At 63.6% G+C, this 20,508-nt stretch carries 22 protein-coding genes; 14 read left to right on the forward strand and 8 right to left on the reverse strand.

Annotation, left to right across the window (positions count from 1 at the left end):
* Positions 1-314: 314 nt before the first annotated feature.
* The 3 genes from B5V02_RS36190 (at position 315) to B5V02_RS36200 (ending at position 2,598) form a co-directional block, all read left to right on the forward strand.
* On the forward strand, positions 315-638 hold the full coding sequence (locus B5V02_RS36190) for a hypothetical protein (protein ID WP_111548738.1): 324 nt from the start codon (positions 315-317) through the stop codon (positions 636-638).
* A gap of 96 nt (positions 639-734) precedes the next feature.
* The gene (gene msrA, locus B5V02_RS36195; RefSeq protein WP_111548739.1) at positions 735-1,397 is read left to right on the forward strand and encodes a peptide-methionine (S)-S-oxide reductase MsrA; all 663 of its coding nucleotides are present in this window, start codon (positions 735-737) and stop codon (positions 1,395-1,397) included.
* A gap of 211 nt (positions 1,398-1,608) precedes the next feature.
* Positions 1,609-2,598: a BMP family lipoprotein gene (locus B5V02_RS36200; RefSeq protein WP_111548740.1), complete on the forward strand. Its 990-nt coding sequence runs from the start codon at positions 1,609-1,611 to the stop codon at positions 2,596-2,598.
* A 60-nt stretch (positions 2,599-2,658) separates the two neighbouring features.
* Here the strand turns inward: B5V02_RS36200 and B5V02_RS36205 are convergent, their stop codons facing one another.
* Positions 2,659-3,057 (reverse strand): hypothetical protein, encoded by a 399-nt coding sequence (locus B5V02_RS36205; protein WP_111548741.1) that lies wholly within the window; start codon positions 3,055-3,057, stop codon positions 2,659-2,661.
* Positions 3,058-3,079: 22 nt separating this feature from the next.
* Positions 3,080-3,286: a SlyX family protein gene (locus B5V02_RS36210; RefSeq protein ID WP_208647194.1), complete on the reverse strand. Its 207-nt coding sequence runs from the start codon at positions 3,284-3,286 to the stop codon at positions 3,080-3,082.
* A 230-nt stretch (positions 3,287-3,516) separates the two neighbouring features.
* Here B5V02_RS36210 and B5V02_RS36215 point away from each other — a divergent pair, with 230 nt between their 5' ends.
* The 6 genes from B5V02_RS36215 to deoA all read left to right on the forward strand — a co-directional run bounded on the left by B5V02_RS36215 (position 3,517) and on the right by deoA (position 9,902).
* Positions 3,517-5,049 (forward strand): ABC transporter ATP-binding protein, encoded by a 1,533-nt coding sequence (locus tag B5V02_RS36215; protein WP_111548743.1) that lies wholly within the window; start codon positions 3,517-3,519, stop codon positions 5,047-5,049.
* Complete coding sequence (locus B5V02_RS36220) at positions 5,046-6,185, forward strand: ABC transporter permease (RefSeq protein ID WP_111548744.1); 1,140 nt, start codon at positions 5,046-5,048, stop codon at positions 6,183-6,185. Before B5V02_RS36215 ends, B5V02_RS36220 begins: the two co-directional genes overlap by 4 nt.
* Position 6,186: 1 nt before the next feature.
* Entirely contained in the window at positions 6,187-7,158 is a 972-nt protein-coding gene (locus B5V02_RS36225; RefSeq protein WP_111548745.1) for an ABC transporter permease, read from the forward strand.
* Positions 7,159-7,187: 29 nt separating this feature from the next.
* Entirely contained in the window at positions 7,188-7,709 is a 522-nt protein-coding gene (cdd, locus tag B5V02_RS36230) for a cytidine deaminase (protein WP_167458807.1), read from the forward strand.
* A 64-nt stretch (positions 7,710-7,773) separates the two neighbouring features.
* On the forward strand, positions 7,774-8,583 hold the full coding sequence (locus B5V02_RS36235; RefSeq protein WP_111548747.1) for a purine-nucleoside phosphorylase: 810 nt from the start codon (positions 7,774-7,776) through the stop codon (positions 8,581-8,583).
* Positions 8,583-9,902 (forward strand): thymidine phosphorylase, encoded by a 1,320-nt coding sequence (deoA, locus tag B5V02_RS36240; RefSeq protein ID WP_111548748.1) that lies wholly within the window; start codon positions 8,583-8,585, stop codon positions 9,900-9,902. Before B5V02_RS36235 ends, deoA begins: the two co-directional genes overlap by 1 nt.
* A 59-nt stretch (positions 9,903-9,961) precedes the next feature.
* Here the strand turns inward: deoA and B5V02_RS36245 are convergent, their stop codons facing one another.
* The 3 genes from B5V02_RS36245 to B5V02_RS36255 form a co-directional block, all read right to left on the reverse strand.
* Positions 9,962-10,525 (reverse strand): TIGR02281 family clan AA aspartic protease, encoded by a 564-nt coding sequence (locus B5V02_RS36245; RefSeq protein ID WP_111548749.1) that lies wholly within the window; start codon positions 10,523-10,525, stop codon positions 9,962-9,964.
* A gap of 95 nt (positions 10,526-10,620) precedes the next feature.
* Complete coding sequence (gene upp / locus B5V02_RS36250; protein WP_111548750.1) at positions 10,621-11,250, reverse strand: uracil phosphoribosyltransferase; 630 nt, start codon at positions 11,248-11,250, stop codon at positions 10,621-10,623.
* A 146-nt stretch (positions 11,251-11,396) separates the two neighbouring features.
* Positions 11,397-12,371, reverse strand: a complete 975-nt coding sequence (locus tag B5V02_RS36255; RefSeq protein ID WP_111548751.1) for an adenosine deaminase — start codon at positions 12,369-12,371, stop codon at positions 11,397-11,399.
* Positions 12,372-12,505: 134 nt separating this feature from the next.
* Here B5V02_RS36255 and ubiE point away from each other — a divergent pair, with 134 nt between their 5' ends.
* The 3 genes from ubiE to coaBC all read left to right on the forward strand — a co-directional run bounded on the left by ubiE (position 12,506) and on the right by coaBC (position 16,493).
* The gene (gene ubiE / locus B5V02_RS36260; protein ID WP_111548752.1) at positions 12,506-13,282 is read left to right on the forward strand and encodes a bifunctional demethylmenaquinone methyltransferase/2-methoxy-6-polyprenyl-1,4-benzoquinol methylase UbiE; all 777 of its coding nucleotides are present in this window, start codon (positions 12,506-12,508) and stop codon (positions 13,280-13,282) included.
* 70 nt (positions 13,283-13,352) lie between these two features.
* Positions 13,353-14,927: a 2-polyprenylphenol 6-hydroxylase gene (gene ubiB / locus B5V02_RS36265; RefSeq protein ID WP_111548753.1), complete on the forward strand. Its 1,575-nt coding sequence runs from the start codon at positions 13,353-13,355 to the stop codon at positions 14,925-14,927.
* A gap of 93 nt (positions 14,928-15,020) precedes the next feature.
* Positions 15,021-16,493, forward strand: coding sequence for a bifunctional phosphopantothenoylcysteine decarboxylase/phosphopantothenate--cysteine ligase CoaBC (coaBC, locus tag B5V02_RS36270; RefSeq protein ID WP_208647192.1), 1,473 nt, complete (start codon positions 15,021-15,023; stop codon positions 16,491-16,493).
* A gap of 59 nt (positions 16,494-16,552) precedes the next feature.
* Here coaBC and B5V02_RS36275 read toward each other — a convergent pair whose 3' ends face one another.
* Positions 16,553-17,128, reverse strand: coding sequence for an invasion associated locus B family protein (locus B5V02_RS36275; protein WP_111548754.1), 576 nt, complete (start codon positions 17,126-17,128; stop codon positions 16,553-16,555).
* 327 nt (positions 17,129-17,455) lie between these two features.
* Between B5V02_RS36275 and B5V02_RS41250 the strand changes: the two genes are divergently transcribed.
* Both B5V02_RS41250 and B5V02_RS36285 read left to right on the forward strand, forming a co-directional pair.
* Positions 17,456-17,764, forward strand: coding sequence for a hypothetical protein (locus B5V02_RS41250; RefSeq protein ID WP_111548755.1), 309 nt, complete (start codon positions 17,456-17,458; stop codon positions 17,762-17,764).
* Between the two features lie 126 nt (positions 17,765-17,890).
* A complete protein-coding gene (locus tag B5V02_RS36285; RefSeq protein ID WP_111548756.1) occupies positions 17,891-18,367 on the forward strand; it encodes an NUDIX hydrolase in 477 nt (158 codons plus the stop codon).
* A gap of 111 nt (positions 18,368-18,478) precedes the next feature.
* Here the strand turns inward: B5V02_RS36285 and B5V02_RS36290 are convergent, their stop codons facing one another.
* Positions 18,479-19,327 (reverse strand): citryl-CoA lyase, encoded by an 849-nt coding sequence (locus B5V02_RS36290; RefSeq protein WP_111548757.1) that lies wholly within the window; start codon positions 19,325-19,327, stop codon positions 18,479-18,481.
* Positions 19,324-20,508: a CaiB/BaiF CoA transferase family protein gene (locus B5V02_RS36295; RefSeq protein ID WP_111548758.1), complete on the reverse strand. Its 1,185-nt coding sequence runs from the start codon at positions 20,506-20,508 to the stop codon at positions 19,324-19,326. The genes B5V02_RS36290 and B5V02_RS36295 overlap by 4 nt, the downstream gene beginning before the upstream one ends.

Raw genomic sequence — 20,508 nt, forward strand, 5'->3', positions numbered from 1 at the left:
GAACCTTCGCCTACGCGTGGGTTGACGAAGCATCAAACGAAAAAACCCGCCTGTGCGGCGGGTCACTGGCGCAAATTAACACCATATCCAAATTGGTAGCATAACTGCCGTCACATGTCAATGAAAAGCTACCGGCACAAGAGCTGCCCACACCCCTGGACTGGCTGTCGTCAGGGCTTTTGTTAACCTGAGTTGGGAGCCCTGCAAATTCGCGTATGGCGATTGCGAACCAGGCATGCGCACTCTATTTCTCGTCTTGGAACCGGAAGGCCCTCGGGAGGAGCTTGAGGACTGGCCCGGGGGAAGGTCTCCGCATGTTTCGCTTCGTCTTTCGTCTTGCCGCAATGGTCGCGCTGTCGATTTCCGTCATCATGGCGGTGCTCGACGCGACGCGCACCGTGGCGGCTTCGGCGCTGGTGCTGACCCCGCTCGACACAAGCTGGCTGGCGGTCTCGCCGGACACGCGGGCCGCCTTCGAAACCTTCGTGCGAACCAAAGCCGGTGCGCTGCTGTGGGACGGTGCGATCGCCTGGGTGCTCAACCAGCCGGGCTTCGCCGTGTTCGCGGTGCTGGCCCTCCTGCTCTATGCTATCGGCTACAGGCGGCAACGACGCCCGGGACAGTTCGCCGCCACCTAGAGCATCGGACCCAAAGGTGAGTACCGGTTTTGGGAAAATCCGATGCTCAAACGAAAGACCACTTCTTGCATCCCACCCAGAGAGGGAAGACCGCGCATGTTCTTTCTCAGCGACATGCTGAACAAGAAGCTCAATCTGCCGAAACCGTCCGAGGCGTTGCCGGGCCGCGCCCGGGCGATCCCGACGGCATCCAGGCATCATGTCCTGAAAAAGCCTCTCAAGGGTCCCTACCCCGAAGGCTTTGAGACGGCGATGTTCGGGCTCGGCTGCTTCTGGGGCGCCGAGCGGCTGTTCTGGCAGCTCGACGGCGTCTGGGTCACCGCGGTCGGCTATGCCGGCGGCATCACGCCCAATCCGACCTATCAGGAAACCTGCACCGGCCTCACCGGCCATGCCGAAGTGGTGCTGGTCGTCTACGACCCCAAAATCGTCTCCTATGCCGGGCTTCTGAAGCTGTTCTGGGAAAGCCACGACCCGACGCAAGGCATGCGCCAGGGCAATGATATCGGCACCACCTACCGCTCCGCGATCTACACACTCAGCGATGCGCAATTGCAGGCGGCGCGCGCCTCGCGCGATGCCTACGAAACCGCCTTGCGCGGTGCTGGCCATGGCAAGATCACCACAGAGATCGTACCGGCGCCTGAATTCTACTTCGCCGAAGCCGATCACCAGCAATATCTGGCGAAGAACCCTTACGGCTACTGCAACCTCAAAGGCACCGGCATCCCTTGCATCCCGGCTGCCATCTCCGCCTAAAGCCTTTGGCGCAAGGATCGAGCTGCGGTGCGGTCTCCCCGCGCCATGCTTTTCCAAAAGGTCAAAATTCCGCGTGAATTTTGTTTCGGGCCGTGCCAGATTGCCGCCGAGCGGGAGGGGAATACACTCCTGGCTGATGTCGCATGCCTGCCGGAGAACCGGGCAGCATGCGGCGCGTAACGGAAAAAATAACCGACAGGGTGTGGATCACATGAAACGTATCGTTCTCGGCCTCCTGGCCGCAACCGCAATGGTTCTTCCGGCTTTCGCCGCGGATGTCCAGCCGGCCATCCTCTATGATCTCGGCGGCAAGTTCGACAAATCCTTCAACGAGGCTGCCTTTCATGGCGCCGAGAAGTTCAAGACAGAGACCGGCGTCGCCTATGTCGAGTTCGAGGTGTCCAACGCCTCGCAGCGCGAGCAGGCGCTGCGCCGCTTCGCCGAGGACGGCCGCAACCCGATCGTCATGGCCGGCTTTGCCTGGGAGGATGCACTGAAGAAGGTCGCGGCCGAATATCCTGACCTCAACTTCGCCATCATCGACGATGCCGTCGATCTGCCCAATGTCCGCTCGCTGGTATTCAAGGAGAATGAAGGCTCCTACCTCGTCGGCATCCTGGCGGCGATGGCTTCAAAGTCGAAGAAGGTCTCCTTCATCGGCGGCATGGACATCCCGCTGATCCGCAAGTTCGAATGCGGCTATGTCGGCGGCGCCAAGTCGGCCGGTGCGACGGATGTCATCCAGAACATGACCGGCGACACGCCGGCTGCCTGGAACGACCCGGCGAAGGGCGGTGAAATCGCCAAGACGCAGATCGACCAGGGCTCCGACGTGGTCTACGCCGCGGCCGGCGGCACCGGCGTCGGCGTGCTGCAGGCGGCGGCTGATGCCGGCAAGCTTGGCATCGGCGTCGATTCCAACCAGAACGGCCTGCAGCCCGGCAAGGTGCTGACCTCGATGATGAAGCGCGTCGATGTTGCCGTCTACACCGCTTTCATGGACGGCAAGAACGGCACCTTCAAGGGCGGCCTGCAAAATCTCGGCCTCAAGGAAGGCGGCGTTGACTACGCCATGGACGACAACAACAAGGCGCTGGTGACCGACGAGATGAAGGCGGCGGTCGAAAAGGCCAAGGCCGATATCATCGCCGGCAAGCTCGAGGTGCACGACTATACGGCCGACAACGCCTGCCCGTATTGAGCGGCACGACATACATGAACTGCAAACCGCCGGGCGCAAGCCCGGCGGTTTTGCGTTGGCCTATAATTTGCCCGCCAGGTAACCCAGCGCGAAGGCCACGATCAGCCCGACAGCGACGACAAATCCGCGCCGACCTCCGAGCGCATGCAGGCCGATGCCGTACGGGCGCCGAGACAGGCTTCGGATCACCGTCGGTGATTTGGCATCGTTGCCGCCCAGACCAGATCTGCGCATCTGCGGCAGGTCGGCAATGCGCTGGGTGATCTGGTTCCAACGCTCTTCGCCATCAGCCGGTTCGGCACGGTCGAAGACGTGCATGCGTTCGGCAAGTTGCACGACCGCGTCGCGGAAGGCAGGGTCGATCTCTAGGTCGCGCTCGGCCCGTTCGCGTTCCGCGTCGTTCATCAGGCCGAGCACATAGTCGCCGGCCCGCGCGGTGCGATCGCTTTCACTGGCCATGACTTCCCCCTCCCCTTTTTCCTCACCAGTGCGGTGGTCTGGTTACAGGCACGTCGGGCGCCGCCTGCTCCTCCAGCGCCAGGAAGCGGTCGGTCAGCGCGTCGAGCTTGCGCTGCATGCGCTCGATCACCTTCCACTGCTCGGCGATCTGGCCGGACAGTTCCTCGATCGTCTTCTCCTGTTCGGCGGCGCGGATCTCCAGCGTCGTCAGCCGGTCGGCAGGCATGATCATTCAAATCCCCAGTCTCTCGCCGCGATGCCTCGCACTGCAATACGTTGCGCCGCGATACGAATTTCGGCTTCGCCATATTAGCGAATGTGAAGGCCCCGGCCACGTTGGAAATTGACAAGCGCACCGGGATTTGTCGAGAGTGACCAATGCTCCGCCAATTGGCAGGGGCGGAGTGTCATGCTAGGCATTTTGACCAAGCGATAAAAAATAAGAGTGGGACAGGCTGCATGGCGCAAGCCGCAATCGAGTTGATCGGCATCAACAAGAGTTTTGGCGCCGTGCGCGCCAACCGCGACATCAATCTGGAGATCGCACGCGGCACCATCCATGGCATTGTCGGCGAGAATGGCGCCGGCAAGTCGACGCTGATGTCGATCCTCTATGGGTTCTACCAGGCCGACAGCGGCGAGATCCGCGTCGGCGGCCAGCCGGCCTCGATCAAGACCCCCAATGACGCCATCGCGCTCGGCATCGGCATGGTGCATCAGCATTTCATGCTGGTCGACAATTTCACGGTGCTGGAAAACGTCATCCTCGGTGCCGAAAGCGATGCACTGCTGAAGCGAAGCATCGCCAAGGCGCGCTCCGAACTCGAACGCCTCGAACGCGAATACGGGCTGGAAGTCGATCCCGATGCGATCATCGAGGAACTGCCGGTCGGCCTTCAGCAGCGGGTGGAGATCCTCAAAGCGCTCTATCGCGGCGCCGAGATCCTGATCCTCGACGAGCCGACGGGCGTGCTGACACCAGCCGAGGCCGACCATCTGTTCCGCATCCTCAGGCAGTTGAAGGAACAGGGCAAGACGGTGGTGCTGATCACCCACAAATTGCGCGAGATCATGGCCATCACCGACACTGTGTCGGTGATGCGTCAGGGCACGATGGTGGCGACGCGCGAGACCAAGAAGACCACCGTCGAGGAACTGGCCGAACTGATGGTCGGACGGCGCGTGCTGCTCAGGGTCGAAAAGGGCGAGGCCGACGCCGGCGCCATCAAGCTCGCGGTCAAGAACCTGACGGTGAAGGATACGCGCGGCGTCACCATGGTCGACGACATCTCCTTCGACATTCGCGCCGGCGAGATCGTCGGCATCGCCGGCGTCGCCGGCAACGGACAATCCGAACTGCTCGAGGCGATTTCCGGCATCAGGCGCGCCGTTTCCGGCTCGGTCATGCTCGACGGCAAGCCGATCGACCTGACGGGTGCCGCCGATCCCGGCGAACTGCGCGACCGCGGCCTCGCCCATGTGCCGGAGGATCGCCATCATGTCGGGCTGGTGCTGGCCTTCGAGGAGAACGAGAATTCCATCCTCGGCTATCATGACGACCCGCGCTATTTGAAAGGCCCGTTCCTCAACATCGATGCCATCCGAAACGATGCCAAGGACAAGATCGCCAAATACGACATCCGTCCGGCGGACTGCCGGTTGAAGACCGCCAATTTCTCCGGCGGCAACCAACAGAAGATCGTACTGGCACGTGAGATGGAACAGGACCCCGGCGTGCTCATAGTCGGCCAGCCGACGCGCGGCGTCGATGTCGGCGCCATCGAGTTCATCCACAAGCGCCTGATCGCCATGCGCGACCAGGGCAAGGCGGTGCTGGTGGTGTCGGTCGAGCTGGACGAGATCCGTTCGCTCTCCGACCGCATCCTGGTGATGTTTGCTGGCCGCATCGTCGGCGAGCGCGGCCCGGAAGCAAGCGAAGGCGAGCTTGGCCTGCTGATGGCCGGCGTCGAGCATCAGGAGGCAGCCCAATGAGCACGCCTTACGCCAAATTGCCGGCCTGGGCCGACTACGGCCTGATCCCGGTGATCAACCTCTTCGTTGCTTTCGTCGTCGCCGGCTTCGTCGTGCTTCTGGTCGGCGAGAACCCGTTCCGCGCCGCCGTCATCCTGGTCGAGGGCGCCTTCGGCAAGGGCACAGGTATTGCCTTCACCCTGTTCTATGCCACCACATTCATCTTTACCGGGCTTTCGGTGGCCGTGGCAGCGCATTGCGGCCTGTTCAACATCGGCACCGAGGGGCAGGCCTACATCGCCGGCCTCGGCATCGCCGTCGTCTGTCTTTCCTTCGACAGCGTGCTGCCGTGGTGGCTGACATTTCCGCTGGCCATCGTCGCTTCGGCGGTCGTGGGCGCGTTGTGGGGGCTTATCCCCGCCTATCTGCAGGCCAAGCGCGGCTCGCACATCGTCATCACCACCATCATGTTCAATTTCATCGCCGCCTCGATCATGGTTTACCTGCTGGTCGGCCCCTTGAAGCCGGCAGCCTCGCAAGCGCCGCAGACGCGCAACTTCTTCGCTGGCGCGGAATTGCCGAAGCTCAACTGGATCATCGAGCTGTTCGGCGCCAAGATCCGTTCGGCGCCGCTCAACATTTCCTTCCTGCTGGCGCTGATCATGGCCTTCCTGGTCTGGCTGCTGATCTGGCGCACCAAGCTCGGCTATGAGATGCGCACCTACGGTCACAGCCCGAAGGCGGCGCGCTATGCCGGCATTTCGGAAACCCGCATCATCATCACTGCTATGATGATCTCGGGCGCGCTCGCCGGAATGATGGCGCTCAATCCGGTGATGGGCGACCAGCACAATGTCGCGATCGACTTTGTCTCCGGCGCCGGTTTCGTCGGCATCGCCGTGGCGCTGATGGGCCGCCTGCACCCGATCGGCATCGTGCTGGCGGCGATCCTGTTCGGCATGCTCTACCAGGGCGGCGCCGAGCTTGCCTTCGAGATGCCGGCGATCAGCCGTGACATGATCGTCATCATCCAGGGTCTGGTCATCCTGTTCGCCGGCGCGCTCGAGCACATGTTCCGGCCTTACATTCAGGCGCTGTTCGCCTCTTTCAGTCCGCGATCGGTCGGCATGGAAGCGGTCAAGGGGAAGGGTGCCTGAAATGGATGTGTTCAACGCAATCGTCCAGACATTGGACTCGACCATCCGCCTCTCGGTGCCGCTGCTGCTCGCCTGCCTCGCCGGCCTCTATTCGGAACGCGCCGGCATCTTCGACATCGGCCTCGAAGGCAAGATGCTGGTCGGCGCCTTCGCGGGTGCGGCGGCGGCTTCCGTGTTCCATTCGGCCTTTCTCGGCCTCGGCATGGCCATCCTGATCTCGGTCGCGTTTGCCATGATCCACGGCTTTGCCTCGATCACCCATCGCGGCAACCAGATCGTCTCCGGCGTGGCGATCAATTTCATCGCCGCCGGATCGACCATCATCCTCGGCCAGGCCTGGTTCCAGCAAGGCGGGCGCACGCCGGCGCTGCAACCAGGTGAGCGCTTCGAGGCCATCACGTGGCCTGGCGCCGGTGCCATCCACGATGTGCCGATCCTAGGGCCGATCTATTCGGAACTGATCTCCGGCCACTCGATCCTGGTCTATCTCGCTTTCCTGATGGTGCCGTTCACCTGGTGGGTGCTGTTTCGCACCCGCTTCGGCCTGCGGCTGCGCGCCGTCGGCGAGAACCCGGCCGCGGTCGACACCGCCGGCATTTCCGTCGCCTGGCTGCGCTACCGGGCGCTGATCTGCACCGGCGTGCTGACCGGCATCGCCGGCGCCTATCTGTCGATGGTGCAGAATGGCGGCTTCGTGAAGGACATGACCGCCGGCAAGGGTTACATCGCGCTGGCGGCGCTGATCTTTGCCAAATGGAAGCCGGTCAACGCCATGTTCGCCTGCTTGCTGTTCGGTTTCCTCGACGCACTGTCGATCCGCTTGCAAGGCTCGCCGTTGCCCATCATCGGCAAGGTGCCGGTGCAGTTCATGCAGGCACTGCCTTACATCCTCACCGTCATCCTGCTCGCCGGCTTCATCGGCAAGGCGATCCCGCCGCGCGCCGGCGGCGTGCCTTACGTGAAGGAACGCTGAGCCGAAGCGGGGTCGGCTCAGGCCAAGGCATGTCGCTCAAAAGTGGTCCCGGTTTTGGGACAACGGACTTAAAGCGCGTCACAAGAATCCGTTTCGACGCGACGCGCTTTAAGCGGGAGTGCCGGGTTTTGGACACGATCATCGGAGAGAACAAACTAATGTCGCATGATCTGTTCGAAGCGGCCAAAGCTGCCATGTCCAAGGCCTATGCGCCCTATTCGAAGTTTCGGGTGGGCGCCGCCTTGCGCACCGAGGACGGGCGCGTCTTTGCCGGCGCCAATGTCGAAATCGCCTCCTATCCGGAAGGCTGGTGCGCCGAGACCACCGCGCTTGGTCACTACATCATGGGTGGCGGCGGCAAGATCGTGGAAATCGCCGTCCTTGCCGAACGCATGGCGAAATGCTCGCCTTGCGGCGGCTGCCGGCAGCGGCTGGCCGAATTCTGCCGGCCGGAAACAAAACTCTATCTCTGCGACAATGCCGGCGTGGCCGAGACCGTGACCATGGGCGAGATGCTGCCCTACGGTTTCCGCGGCGACATTTTGAAATGAAGACCTGGTTGAAATGAAAACCTGGTTGAAATGAAGAACTGGCTGAAATGAAGAGTTGGCTGCAATGACGGAAAAGGCGCTGGACCATCTCGTCGAACGGCTGGACGGCCTGGCGCCGTCGACCGCACTGGTGCTGGGTTCGGGCCTGGGCGGGCTGGTCGACCAGATCGAGGATCCGATCCGCGTTTCCTACGCCGACCTGCCGGGCTTTCCCAGAAGCGGCGTCACCGGCCATGCCGGCGAAGTGGTGGCGGGGCTGTTTGCCGGCGTGCCGGTGCTGATGCTGTCCGGCCGCGCCCACTACTACGAGCACGGCAACGCGGCTGCGATGCGGCCGGCACTGGAAGTGCTTGCCGGTATCGGCATCACAAAACTGATCCTCACCAATGCCGCCGGCTCGGTCGATCCCGACATGCCGCCGGGCTCGGTCATGCTGATATCGGACCACATCAATTTCTCGGGCACCAATCCGCTGATTGGCGAGCCCAGCGACCGCCGCTTTGTCGGCCTGACCGAAGCCTATGACGCCGGCATCCGCAAGGCGATCGAACGCGCGGCGAAGGCGACCGGCACAGCACTTCACAAGGGCGTCTACATGTGGTTCTCGGGCCCTTGCTTCGAAACCCCCGCCGAAATCCGCATGGCGCGCATCATGGGCGCCAATGCGGTCGGCATGTCGACCGTGCCGGAGGTCATTCTTGCCCGCTTCCTCGGACTGCGCGTCGCCGCCTGCTCGGTCATCACCAATTTGGCGGCCGGCATGACCGGCGCCGAGCTTTCGCACCAGGAGACCAAGGACATGGCGCCGGTCGGTGGCGCGCGGCTGGCGACGATCCTGCAGCGCGTGTTCCGCGACGGACTGCTGGAGAGCTGATGCTTCCCCAGGAAATCATCCGACGCAAGCGCGATGGCCTGAAACTGTCGGCGCAGGAGATCGCCGGCTTCGTCGAGGGCGTCACCGAAGGGGTCGTTTCGGACGGCCAGGTCGGCGCCTTCGCCATGGCGGTGTTCTTCAACAGTATGAGCCGCGACGAGGCCGTGGCGCTGACACTGGCGATGCGCGATTCCGGTGACGTGCTCGACTGGTCGGACCTGCCCGGCCCGGTCACCGACAAGCATTCGACAGGCGGCGTCGGCGACAATGTTTCGCTGATGCTGGCGCCGATCGTCGCCGCCTGCGGCGCTTATGTGCCGATGATTTCCGGCCGTGGCCTTGGCCATACCGGCGGCACGCTGGACAAAATGGATGCCATCCCCGGCTATGCCAGCCAGCCCGATATCGCGCTGTTTCGCAAGGCTGTGCTTGAAACCGGTTGCGCCATCATCGGCCAGACCGCCGACCTCGCGCCGGCCGATCGCCGGCTCTACGCGATCCGCGATGTCACCGGCACGGTCGAATCGGTGCCGCTGATCACCGCTTCGATCCTGTCGAAGAAGCTGGCGGCCGGGCTGCAATCGCTGGTGCTCGACGTCAAGGTCGGCAACGGCGCCTTCATGGAAAAGTCACGCGATGCGACCGCACTCGCCAGCAGCCTTGTCGAGATCGCCAATGGTGCCGGGTTGAAGGCCTCGGCGTTGATCACCGGCATGAACGAGCCGCTGGCGTCGGCCGCCGGCAACGCGGTTGAGGTGCGCAACGCCGTCGATTTCCTCACCGGCCGTCTTCGTGATCGTCGGCTGGAAGACGTGACGCTGGCGCTCGCCGCCGAGATGCTGCAGTCGGCAGGACTGGTGTCGTCCAACCAGGATGGCATGCGGCGCGCCACTGAGACGCTTGCCAGCGGCCGCGCCGCCGCCACTTTCGCGCGCATGGTCGCCGCGCTCGGCGGCCCCACCGATTTCATCGAGAAGCCAGAAAAATACCTGCCGGAAGCGGCGACCGAGTTTGCCGTCAAGGCGACCGAAAACGGCTTCGTCACCGGCATAGCGACCCGCGACATCGGGCTCGCGGTGGTTGGCCTGGGAGGCGGACGCACGCGGCCGGACGACAAGGTCGACCCCGCGGTCGGTATCACCAGGCTGCTGCCGGTCGGCGCGGAGGTTCGGACTGGCGAGCCGCTGGCGCTGGTCCATGCCCGCTCATTGGCCGATGCCGAGGCGGCCGCCGCCGCCGTGATTTCGGCCTATGCGATCGGGGCTTCGAAGCCGGCCGCCGACAAGTCGGTCATCCGGCGGATTCTTCCGCGGGGCTAGAGCGGTTCAGCGCAATTTCGGACGGAAAACCGTTTCACACTTTTCCTGGAATGCTCTCGCTACTGGACGAGCAGCAGCGTGCCATTCTCGGCCTGGAATTTGCCAAGCCGATTGAGGAAGCTCATCCCGATCAGGTTGGTGTGCAGCGCCTTGTCGTCGAGCACGATGGTCTGGACGTCATTGACCGTGATGCTGCCGATCTGCAGGCGGTCGATCATTGCCACGGCAGCCTTGATCGAGCCATTGGCGGTGCTGACCTCGTGACTGAAGTCGGAAGGGTTCAGCGACAGGCCGATCCTGCGTGCCGTCGAGGTGTTGATGGCAACCAGCGTGGCGCCGGTGTCGATCATGCCGTCGACCTGACGTCCGTTGAGCTTGAAGGCCGACGAGAAATGTCCGCGTTCGTCTGCCGTAACGATGACCTTGCGGCCAAGCGCCAGCGGCGCGGCCGGCTTGCCGGGCACCGATGCCAGATTGACGTCCGGCTGGACTTCGACCGCAGGTTTGCTCGTCGCCGCCGATTTCAGCAGGTTTTCGATGATTTGCGGATTCGACTGATACACGATCGGTATCGATGCCGATGTACCGGCGAAAACGCCAAGGATGAGAAGCTTGCGCAGCATGGATCGGCCTTCGTGACGGCCGATCCTTAAGCCCGCATGGTGTTTGCCGCTTTAACGCGCGCCAAAACCACGCCTTTGCGTAAACAATTGGTAAATTACTTGGTCCCGTACATACGATCGCCGGCATCGCCGAGGCCGGGCATGATGTAGCCCTTCTCGTTGAGCTGGCGGTCGATGGAGGCGGTGAAGACGGGAACGTCCGGATGCGCCTTGGTGAAGCGCTCGATGCCTTCGGGTGCCGCCAGCAGGCAGAGGAAGCGGATGTTGGTGGCGCCGCGCTCTTTCAATTTGTCGACCGCCGCGATCGCCGAATTGGCGGTGGCCAGCATCGGATCGACGACGATGACCAGCCGGTCGGCGAGGTCGCTCGGCGCCTTGAAGAAATACTCGACCGCCTCCAGCGTTTCGTGATCGCGGTAGAGGCCGACATGGGCGACGCGGGCCGCCGGCACCAGGTCGAGCAGGCCTTCCAGCAAGCCGTTGCCGGCGCGCAGCACCGAGGCGAAGACCAGCTTCTTGCCCTCCAGCGTCGGCGCTTCCATCGTCTCCATCGGTGTCTCGATCGATGTCGTCGTCAGTTCGAGGTTGCGGGTGACCTCGTAGCCGAGCAGCAGCGAGATCTCGCGCAGCAGCCGCCTGAAGCCGGCCGTCGAGGTCTCCTTCTTGCGCATGATGGTCAGCTTGTGCTGGACAAGCGGATGGTCGACGACGGTGACGCCCTGCATGGTGTTCTCCTGATGCCTGCGCCCGAAAGTGCACGCATGGTCCTCTCGGACGCACCGCGCTTCAAGCTGCTTGAGCGAACCCTAGCGGCAATGCGCCGGCCAAGGAACCGCTTGGCCTGCACCGACCACAGCTTTGTCGGAAGAAATCAGCGAGCGGCGCCGTTGAGGCGGGCAAGAAGCGCGGTCTTGGTCTTTCGGTCGACGAAAGCGGCCTCGATGGCCGTTCTGGTGACGGCAGTCAGCGCCTTTTCGTTCATCGAGAAATGCTCGGCGGCGATGTCATATTCGCGCTTCAGCGAGGTCCAGAAATAGGGTGGATCGTCGGAATTGAGCGTCACCTTGCAGCCGGCCGCCTGCAGGGCCGGAAAGGGGTGGTCGGCGAAACTGTCGAACACCTTGAGCGCGATGTTGGAACCGGGGCAGCACTCCAGCACGACGCCCTCATCAGCAATGCGCCGGACAAGGTCCGGGTTTTCGATGGCGCGCACGCCATGGCCGATGCGGGAGGGACGGATGTGATCGAGCGCCGCCTTGACGGTCTCCCAGCCGGTCAGTTCGCCGGCATGGATGGTGATGCCGAGCCCGGCCTCGCGCGCGATCTCGAAGGCCCTGACATAGTCCTCCATGTCGCCGATGCGCTCGTCGCCGGCGACGCCGAAGCCGGTGACCAGCGGATGCCCGCAGCGCGCCGCGAAGCGCGCCGCCTGCTCGATCGACTCGACGCCGACATGGCGCACGCCGGTGACGATCATGCGGCCCTCGATGCCGGTCTTGGCCTTGGCCCGGGCCATGCCTTCGCCAAGCGCGTCTGTATAGGCCTTGGGCGACAGCCCGGCCTTCTTGGCATGGTCGGGCGAAGTGAACACCTCGGAATAGATGGCACCGTCGCGGGCGAGGCTGGTCAGATAATGGTCGGCCAGCCGCGCATAGTCCTCCTCCGTCCGGAACAGATCGGAGGAGAAATCGTAGGCCGCGAGGAAGGATGTGAAATCATGCCAGACGAAGGAACCGTTCTGGATATAGGGCGCGGTATCCTTGCCGTATTTCTGCGCCTGGCGGATGACGAGTTCGGGCGCCGCTGCCCCTTCAATGTGGCAGTGCAATTCCGCTTTCAAAGGCATTCAATCATCCCGTCTGTCAGTCCAGGTCTTGAAAACCCAACACCTGGAAGCGCGGCTGAACACCGCGCCTTAAACAATAGCGCCCGCACCATCGATCGGCTATGGTCCCGCCGGTTTTATGACGGATCAAAAAAATGTCAGTTGAGAGAACCACGGCCGCGGGCGGCATGGAAACCTCCTATGGTTTCAAGCGTGTAGGGGCTGGCGACAAGCAGTCCCTGGTCAACGATGTTTTCCACAAGGTCGCGAACCGCTACGACCTGATGAACGATCTGATGTCGGCTGGCCTGCACCGGCTGTGGAAGGATGCCATGGTCACCTGGCTCAATCCTCCAAAAAGGATGGGCTGGCGCGTGCTCGACGTTGCCGGTGGCACCGGCGACATAGCCTTCCGCATCGTCGATGCCAGCCACGGCAATGCCCATGCCACCGTGCTCGACATCAATGGCTCGATGCTTGCCGTTGGCCGCGACCGTGCCGAGAAGAAAGGCCTGTCCGGCAACACCGACTTCGTCGAGGCCAACGCCGAGGAACTGCCCTTTGCCGACGCTACGTTCGACGCCTACACCATCGCTTTCGGCATTCGTAACGTGCCGCGCATCGATGTCGCGCTCAGTGAAGCGTTCCGCGTGCTGAAGCCGGGCGGCCGGTTCCTGTGCCTCGAATTTTCCGAAGTCGAGATGCCGCTGCTCGACAAGGCCTACGAAGCCTGGTCGTTCAACGCCATTCCAAAGATCGGCAAGATGGTCACCGGCGACGGCGAACCCTATTCCTATCTGGTCGAATCGATTGCCAGGTTTCCCAACCAGCAGAATTTCGCGACGATGATTTCCCGCGCCGGCTTCGATCGCGTCTCCTTCCGCAACTATTCCGGTGGCATCGCGGCACTTCATTCGGGCTGGAAGCTTTGAGGCTGGACCGCATTTCTCACAGTCGATATGCGCTATGCCGGTTCGAAGAACCGGTAGGACGGGAACGGCCATGAGTACCGTCAGCGCTGGATTTCGGCTCATGCGGGCCGGCTGGGTGCTGGTGCGCGAAGGCGTCGTCGCCGCCTTGCCGGGCGAGGAATTGTCCGGCCTGCCGAAGTTCGGCTGGCGCCTGGCGCGGCTGTTCACCCGCCGCCGCGCGCTGGCCTATGAGCGCAGCGACCGGCTGGCCAAGGCGGTCGTCCGGCTCGGGCCATCCTATGTCAAGCTCGGCCAGTTCCTGGCGACACGGCCCGACGTCGTCGGCAACGACATGGCGCTCGATCTCGCCATGTTGCAGGACAAGATGCACACCTTTCCGAGAGCCGAGGCGATCACGGCGATCGAGGCTTCGCTCGGGCGCAAGGTCGGCGATCTCTACGCGCAATTCGGCGACCCGGTCGCAGCCGCTTCCATCGCCCAGGTCCATGCTGCCGACACGGTCCATGACGGCATAGCCACAAAGGTAGCAGTGAAGGTGATCCGGCCGGGCGTGCGCCGCCGCTTCTTCCAGGATCTCGAAAGCTATTTCCTCGCAGCCCACCTGCAGGAGAAATACATCCCGTCGTCGCGCCGGCTACGACCGGTCGAGGTCACCGAGACGCTGGCGCAGACCACCAAGGTCGAGATGGATCTCCGCCTCGAGGCGGCCGCCCTTTCGGAGCTCGGCGAAAACACCAGGCATGATCCCGGCTTTCGCGTGCCATCCGTCGACTGGGAGCGCACCGGCCGCGACGTGCTGACCATGGAGTGGGTCGACGGCGTCAAGATGAACGACATTGCCGGCCTTGCCACTGCCGGTCATGACCTGAAGACGATCGCGGCCAACCTCATCCAGTCGTTCCTGCGCCACACGCTTCGCGACGGCTTCTTCCACGCCGACATGCATCCGGGCAACCTGTTCGTCGAAGCAAACGGCACCATCGTCGCCGTCGATCTCGGCATTGCCGGCAGGCTCGGCAAGAAGGAGCGCCGCTTCCTCGCCGAAATCCTCTACGGCTTCATCACGCGCGACTATCTGCGTGTCGCCGAAGTGCATTTCGAGGCCGGCTATGTGCCGCGCCAGCACAATGTCGCGGCCTTCGCGCAAGCAATCCGGGCGATCGGTGAGCCGATCCACGGCCAGCCAGCCGAGACCATTTCGATGGCCAAGCTCTTGACGCTGCTGTTCGAAGTGACCGAACTCTTCGACATGGCGGCGCGGCCGGAATTGATCCTGCTGCAGAAGACCATGGTGGTGGTCGAGGGCGTGGCACGCACGCTCGACCCGGCCTTCAACATGTGGAAGACGGCCGAACCGGTGGTTGGCGGCTGGATCGCCGGCAATCTCGGCCCGCGTGGCATGATGATCGATGCACGCGATGGCGCCAAGGCGCTGCTGACGCTGGCCCGCCAGGCGCCCGAACTTGCGGCGCGCACCGATCGGCTATCACGCGAGATCGACCTGATGGCCGAGCACGGCCTGCGCTTCGACGAGACCACCGCCCGCGCCATCGGCAAGGCTGAGGCGCGCTACAGCCGCTCCGGCCGCCTGGCACTGTGGGTGATCGCGCTAACGCTGGTCTATATCGCCTGGAAGCTCGTATAGCGCCCAGCCACATCGGGATTCGGTTCCGCAACTTGCAGCGATCTGATTGCATTGCTATCATTGCGATCGGAAGCCGCAGCCGGGTGCAATCATATGGCCAGCATTACGATCCGCAACCTGGACGATGAGGTCAAGGAACTGCTGCGCCGCCTGGCGGCGGAAAACGACCGCTCCATGGAGGAGCAGGCGCGGGTCATGATCCGAGCCGCCGTTGACGGGCAGATCGGTCCTGTGGGTCGCATCGACCAGATCGAGAAAACCCTCCGCGACCTGACCAGTTCGCACAACCTCGCGGTGCCAATCGCTGCGGCGCCAGGCAAGATCGTGCCGCGCGGCAGCCTCTCCGGCAAGCGCATCCTGCTCATCATCGGCGGCGGCATCGCCGCCTACAAGGCGCTGGATCTGATCCGCCGGCTGCGCGAGCGAGGCGCTGCGGTGCGGGTGGTCATGACATCAGCCGCGCAGGAATTCGTCACCACGCTGTCGGTGGGCGCGCTCTCCGCCGACCATGTCTTCACCGAACTGTTCGACCGCAATGACGAACACGATGTCGGCCACATCAGGCTGTCGCGCGAGGCCGACCTGCTGGTGGTGGCGCCGGCCACCGCCGACCTGATGGCCAGGCTTGCCAACGGCCATGCCAACGATCTTGCCTCGACGGTGCTGATCGCCACCGACAAGCCGGTATTGATGGCGCCAGCCATGAACCCAAAAATGTGGGCGCATCCGGCGACACGTCGTAACCGCGCGACGCTAGGCAAGGACGGTATTGCCTTCATAGGTCCGGCCAAGGGCGAGATGGCCGAAAGCCATGAGGCGGGCGAAGGCCGCATGGCCGAGCCGCTGGAGATCGTCGCCGCCATCGAAGCGCTGCTCGATGTCAGCCCCAAGCCGCTGTCGGGACGCAGGATCATCGTCACCTCCGGCCCGACGCATGAGCCGATCGACCCGGTGCGCTACATCGCCAACCGTTCGTCGGGCAAGCAGGGCCATGCCATCGCGGCGGCACTGGCCAGGCTCGGCGCCGATGTGCGGCTCGTCTCCGGTCCGGTCACCATTGCCGATCCCGCCGGCGTGAAGACCATCCATGTCGAACGGGCGCAAGAGATGCGCGATGCGGTTGAGCAGCTTCTGCCTGCGGACGCGGCGGTGTTCGTCGCCGCAGTTGCCGACTGGCGCAGCGAGAACTCGGCCGGTGAGAAGATCAAGAAGGTCGTAGGCGAAGGACCGCCGGTGCTGCGCATGGTCGAGAATCCGGACATTCTCGCTGGGGTTGGCCATCATAGCCAGCGACCCGGCCTTGTGATTGGCTTCGCGGCCGAGACACAGGATCTCTTGCGCAACGCCGACGCCAAGCTTCGCAAGAAGGGCGCCGATTTCATCGTTGCAAACGACGTGTCACACGAAAGCGGCATCGGTCCTTCGGGCGTGATGGGCGGTGATCGCAATCGGGTGCGGATCGTGTCCAAGGCCGGCGTCGAGGAATGGCCCGAGATGAGCAAGGACGAGGTGGCTGCGCGGCTCGCCGCCCTGATCGCCGAACGGTTGAAGACGATCGTCGTTTGAGCAGTGGCGCTGGAGCGGCGGCGCGCTTCAGGTCATCCGGCTCTGCACGACCTCTGCGGTCAATTGGCCAAAAGCTCCGCGGTTCGGGCAAGTGCGCCGGCAAAACCGTTGAGCGGAATGGAAAAACTCACCGCTTGTTCGGTGTCGGCCGCGAAGGCATCGATCTTCAGGGTGGTGCCCGACTTCAGCAGCGGCGTGAGAGTCGCATCGAACGCCACCGGCACCAGGCAGCCAACAACCTGGCAGGTGTTGAACGGCAGGCTGCCATCCAGCTTCTGGTCGTCGATGGACATGCTGACGCCCTTGCCCAGCGCCAGGCCGAACGGCAGCGCGAGCGTACCGGTGGCATCGTCGCCGGTCTTGCTCGACAGCTCGATCGCCAGCAGGCGCTGGTTGTTTTGCTTGTTGAATTGCTGATGCGACAGGCTACAGGTCTTGGTCGCGCCTGATATCTGGCAATTGACCGTCCAGTCGCCATGGGTTTCTGACAGCGCCGACGCTCCGCCAGGCAACTGCGGCGCATCGGCGGCGGGCGCCACCACCGCCTTGTCGGTCTTGGTTTGCGCCGCCACGGCCGGCACACCGACGACGCAGGCAACACCCAGCATTGCCACGAAATACGCGTACTTCCTCATCAAGACCCCTCCCGCCCGGCTCCGCCTGGGCCAGCTCGATGCTGACCTTGAGAGACGCGCCGATCGCCTTCCGTTTAACCGTTTCGCCGGAGGCGCCATCATACCTGACGAACATGCCGACGCCCTTGACGCCATTCAGCTCAGGACCAGCGCCGACCCGATAGAGCGGCGAATCGACCGCTTCCGTCAAGTGCAATGCGGGGTTGCAAGGCAGATTCTCCGCCGCGGTCGATAACCCGATTTTGCTTCGATCAGCGCCGAGATATGGCACAGCCGGACAGACGCCCTATATTAAGGCCATGATTTCTTTCACGCGGGAATGAGCGGATGTCGGCGCTTCGACCATCGATGGTTTTCACATCGGCAATGCTGGCCACGGCGGTGCTGGCCGGCGCTTGCCTGCCCGTTTCCGCGCAGGCCCTCAATTCCCTCACAGGCAATAACGCGCTGATCCGGCAGAACGACCTGCAAATCCTGCAGAACAGGGTGCAGCGGCAGCAATACCAGCAGCAACAGCAGCAGTATCGTGCCCAGGACCGCCAGATCGTCCAGCAGCCGCAACCGGTGGTGCCACAATTCAAGCCAGGCTGCACGACGCAGATAATCGGCAGCACCGCCGTGAGCAATTGCCGCTGACAAGCCGGCGTTTTTCATTTATTAGCCGACTTATGTATTCGGAGTGCCTTTCGGCACACGCGAAAGTTTTGGTTTTGCAACGGTGCTCTGTCGCGCTATGCGGCATTGCATCGACTGGATTCACGAATGGCAGCCACCAAGAAAAAGGCCGTACGCAAGGCAAAGAAGGGCGAGAGTATCCGTCAGGTGGCGGCGATTCCGTTTCGACTGAACCCGCGTGGCGATGTCGAGGTGATGCTGGTTACGTCGCGAACCACAAGACGCTTCATCGTCCCCAAGGGCTGGCCAATGAAGGGCAAGAGCGGACGCAAGGCGGCCACCATCGAGGCGCGAGAGGAAGCCGGCGTGCTCGGCAAGACGCTGAAGGAACCGGCGGGCACCTATTCCTACTGGAAACGGCTGGCCAACCGCTTCGTCCGCGTCGACGTCATCGTCTATCTGCTGGAAGTCACCGAGGAACTGGCCGACTGGCAGGAAGCCAAACGGCGGCAGCGGGCCTGGCTGCCGCCCGCCGATGCGGCCCTGCTGATCGATGAGCCAGACCTTTCGACCCTGGTGGCGACCTTGACGATTGCCCGGCCTGAACCGCTCAACCCCGCCTGAGGTTAGAGCAATTCCAGGAAAAGTGTGAAACGGTTTTCCGTCCGGAATTGCGTCAAAACAGAGAGATGGAGCGGTTCAGCGTTTCCGTGAAACGGTGAACCGCTCTGGACCTCACTCGCTCGTGTCGCCCCCTTCGGGTAAGGGGCGCGCCGGCGCACCGGTATAGGCCCACAACCATTCACGCGGCAACGGACCCTTGTTTCGCTCGGCTTGCTGCGACTGTTCCCAGGCATGCGCCAGGATGCCGACCGAGCGCGACAGCACGAAAAGCCCGCGCGTCAGCGGCGGCGGGAAGCCGAGTTCGCCATAGATGACGGCAGTGGCGCCATCGATGTTGAGCGGTATCTTTTTCCCCTTGCGCCGCGCGACTGCCGCTTCCACCGCCTCGGCGATGTCGGCGAAGCGTCCATTGACGACACCACGCGCGGCAAACTCGCGGGTCAGTTCCAGCAGGCGCGGCGCGCGCGGGTCTATGGGATGGAAGCGATGGCCGAGCCCCGGCACATAGCCCTTCTCCCCGGCGAAGAACCGGTCGAGCCGTGCCGAGACGGCTGCATTCAGCGTCATGCCGCCGTCGAGCGCCACGGCGATGTCGCCGTAGAAGGACAGCGCCTGTTCGCCGGCGCCGCCATGCACGTCGCCGAGCACATTGATGGCCGAGGCCATGGCGCTGTTGATGCCGACGCCGCAGGTTGCAGCCATGCGCGCAATCGCGATCGACGGCGCTTGCGGCCCATGGTCGACGGCGGCGCCCAGCGCAATGCCAAGCAGCGCCGCCTCGTCCTCGCTGGGCAATTCGCCACGCAGCATCAGCCAGATCATCGCCGGAAAGCTGACGCGGCCGATCAGATCCTGGATCTCGTAGCCGCGCAGCCGGATGATACCAGGCTGCATCTCGATGATGTCGGTCTGCCACCATTCCTCGCCGCGCTCACGGCCGGTCTTCTTCTCGGTGCTCATGCCCGTGCCTTTGCCTTGGCGCGCGGCGGCAGATCGGCGAAAACCTCGTCCATATGCTCGCCCAGCGCCGGTGGCGGCTTCGTCGGCAGAGGTGCCGCGCCATCGACCATGAACCCACCGCGCAGGACAGTCAGTGGCCTGTCCATACCCGGCACGTCTTCAAAATTCGCGGTCACCTGGCGTTCGAGCACTTGCGGCTCGGCCAGCACTTGCGGGATCGTTAGCACCCTGCCCGCCGGCACGCCGGCACGGTTGAGCGTCTCTTCCCAGACCGCCGCCGGGGCGCTGACCAGGGCGTCCTCGATCTCGACTTTGAGCGCCGCTCGGTTGCGCTTGCGCGTCTCGCGCTCGGCAAAGCGCTGATCCAACGCCAGCTCCGGCCGCCCGATCAGCCGGCACAGCGCGACGAACTGCTCCTGCTTGTTGGCGGCGATGTTGAGCAGCCCGTCGCCGGTGCGAAAGGCGCCGGAGGGTGCTGCGGTCATGTTCTCATTGCCCATCGGCTGCGGATCGACGGCCGCGGTCAGGTAGTTGGAGACCGGCCAGCCGAGCGCCGAGAGCGTGCATTCGAGCATCGAGACGTCGAGAAAGGCGCCCTCGCCGCTTGTCTTTTGCCGGACCAGCGCCGAGGCAATGGCGAACGCGCCGACCAGTCCCCCAAGCGTGTCGGCGACCGGATAGCCGACACGCAGCGGCGCCGTTTCCGGCGTGCCGGTGATGCTCATAATCCCGGAAAGCCCCTGGATGATCTGATCATAGGCGGGATTGTCACGCATCGGCCCGGTCTGGCCGAAACCGGATATCGCACAATAGACGAGGCCGGGACGGACCGCCTTCAGTGCCTCGTAGCCAAGGCCAAGCCGATCCATCACGCCGGGGCGGAAATTCTCCACCAGCGCATCGGCACTGGCGACCAGATCGAGGAAGCGCTCGCGATCGGCCGGGTTCTTGAGATCGAGCACCACCGATCGTTTGCCGGCGTTCTGCGCCAGGAACGATGCGCCCATGCCGGCGCTGTTGAGCTTTGGCGAACCGCCGAGTTGGCGTGCCAGGTCGCCGCCTTGCGGGACCTCGACCTTGATCACGTCGGCCCCGAGCAGCGCCAACTGATAGGCACAATAGGGGCCGGCCAGGACGTTGGTCAGGTCGAGGACGCGGATACCGGAAAGCAATTCGGTCAT

This window comes from Mesorhizobium kowhaii (genome assembly GCF_003253745.1).
GTDB lineage: Bacteria > Pseudomonadota > Alphaproteobacteria > Rhizobiales > Rhizobiaceae > Mesorhizobium > Mesorhizobium kowhaii.

Coding starts and splice junctions, on each gene's coding strand:
- B5V02_RS36190 (WP_111548738.1), top strand. CDS start 315: ATGTTTCGCTTCGTCTTTCGTCTTGCCGCAATGGTCGCGCTGTCGATT.
- msrA (WP_111548739.1), top strand. CDS start 735: ATGTTCTTTCTCAGCGACATGCTGAACAAGAAGCTCAATCTGCCGAAA.
- B5V02_RS36200 (WP_111548740.1), top strand. CDS start 1,609: ATGAAACGTATCGTTCTCGGCCTCCTGGCCGCAACCGCAATGGTTCTT.
- B5V02_RS36205 (WP_111548741.1), bottom strand. CDS start 3,057: ATGGCCAGTGAAAGCGATCGCACCGCGCGGGCCGGCGACTATGTGCTC.
- B5V02_RS36215 (WP_111548743.1), top strand. CDS start 3,517: ATGGCGCAAGCCGCAATCGAGTTGATCGGCATCAACAAGAGTTTTGGC.
- B5V02_RS36220 (WP_111548744.1), top strand. CDS start 5,046: ATGAGCACGCCTTACGCCAAATTGCCGGCCTGGGCCGACTACGGCCTG.
- B5V02_RS36225 (WP_111548745.1), top strand. CDS start 6,187: ATGGATGTGTTCAACGCAATCGTCCAGACATTGGACTCGACCATCCGC.
- cdd (WP_167458807.1), top strand. CDS start 7,188: ATGTCGCTCAAAAGTGGTCCCGGTTTTGGGACAACGGACTTAAAGCGC.
- B5V02_RS36235 (WP_111548747.1), top strand. CDS start 7,774: ATGACGGAAAAGGCGCTGGACCATCTCGTCGAACGGCTGGACGGCCTG.
- deoA (WP_111548748.1), top strand. CDS start 8,583: ATGCTTCCCCAGGAAATCATCCGACGCAAGCGCGATGGCCTGAAACTG.
- B5V02_RS36245 (WP_111548749.1), bottom strand. CDS start 10,525: ATGCTGCGCAAGCTTCTCATCCTTGGCGTTTTCGCCGGTACATCGGCA.
- upp (WP_111548750.1), bottom strand. CDS start 11,250: ATGCAGGGCGTCACCGTCGTCGACCATCCGCTTGTCCAGCACAAGCTG.
- B5V02_RS36255 (WP_111548751.1), bottom strand. CDS start 12,371: ATGCCTTTGAAAGCGGAATTGCACTGCCACATTGAAGGGGCAGCGGCG.
- ubiE (WP_111548752.1), top strand. CDS start 12,506: ATGTCAGTTGAGAGAACCACGGCCGCGGGCGGCATGGAAACCTCCTAT.
- ubiB (WP_111548753.1), top strand. CDS start 13,353: ATGAGTACCGTCAGCGCTGGATTTCGGCTCATGCGGGCCGGCTGGGTG.
- coaBC (WP_208647192.1), top strand. CDS start 15,021: ATGGCCAGCATTACGATCCGCAACCTGGACGATGAGGTCAAGGAACTG.
- B5V02_RS36275 (WP_111548754.1), bottom strand. CDS start 17,128: ATGAGGAAGTACGCGTATTTCGTGGCAATGCTGGGTGTTGCCTGCGTC.
- B5V02_RS41250 (WP_111548755.1), top strand. CDS start 17,456: ATGTCGGCGCTTCGACCATCGATGGTTTTCACATCGGCAATGCTGGCC.
- B5V02_RS36285 (WP_111548756.1), top strand. CDS start 17,891: ATGGCAGCCACCAAGAAAAAGGCCGTACGCAAGGCAAAGAAGGGCGAG.
- B5V02_RS36290 (WP_111548757.1), bottom strand. CDS start 19,327: ATGAGCACCGAGAAGAAGACCGGCCGTGAGCGCGGCGAGGAATGGTGG.
- B5V02_RS36295 (WP_111548758.1), bottom strand. CDS start 20,508: ATGACCGAATTGCTTTCCGGTATCCGCGTCCTCGACCTGACCAACGTC.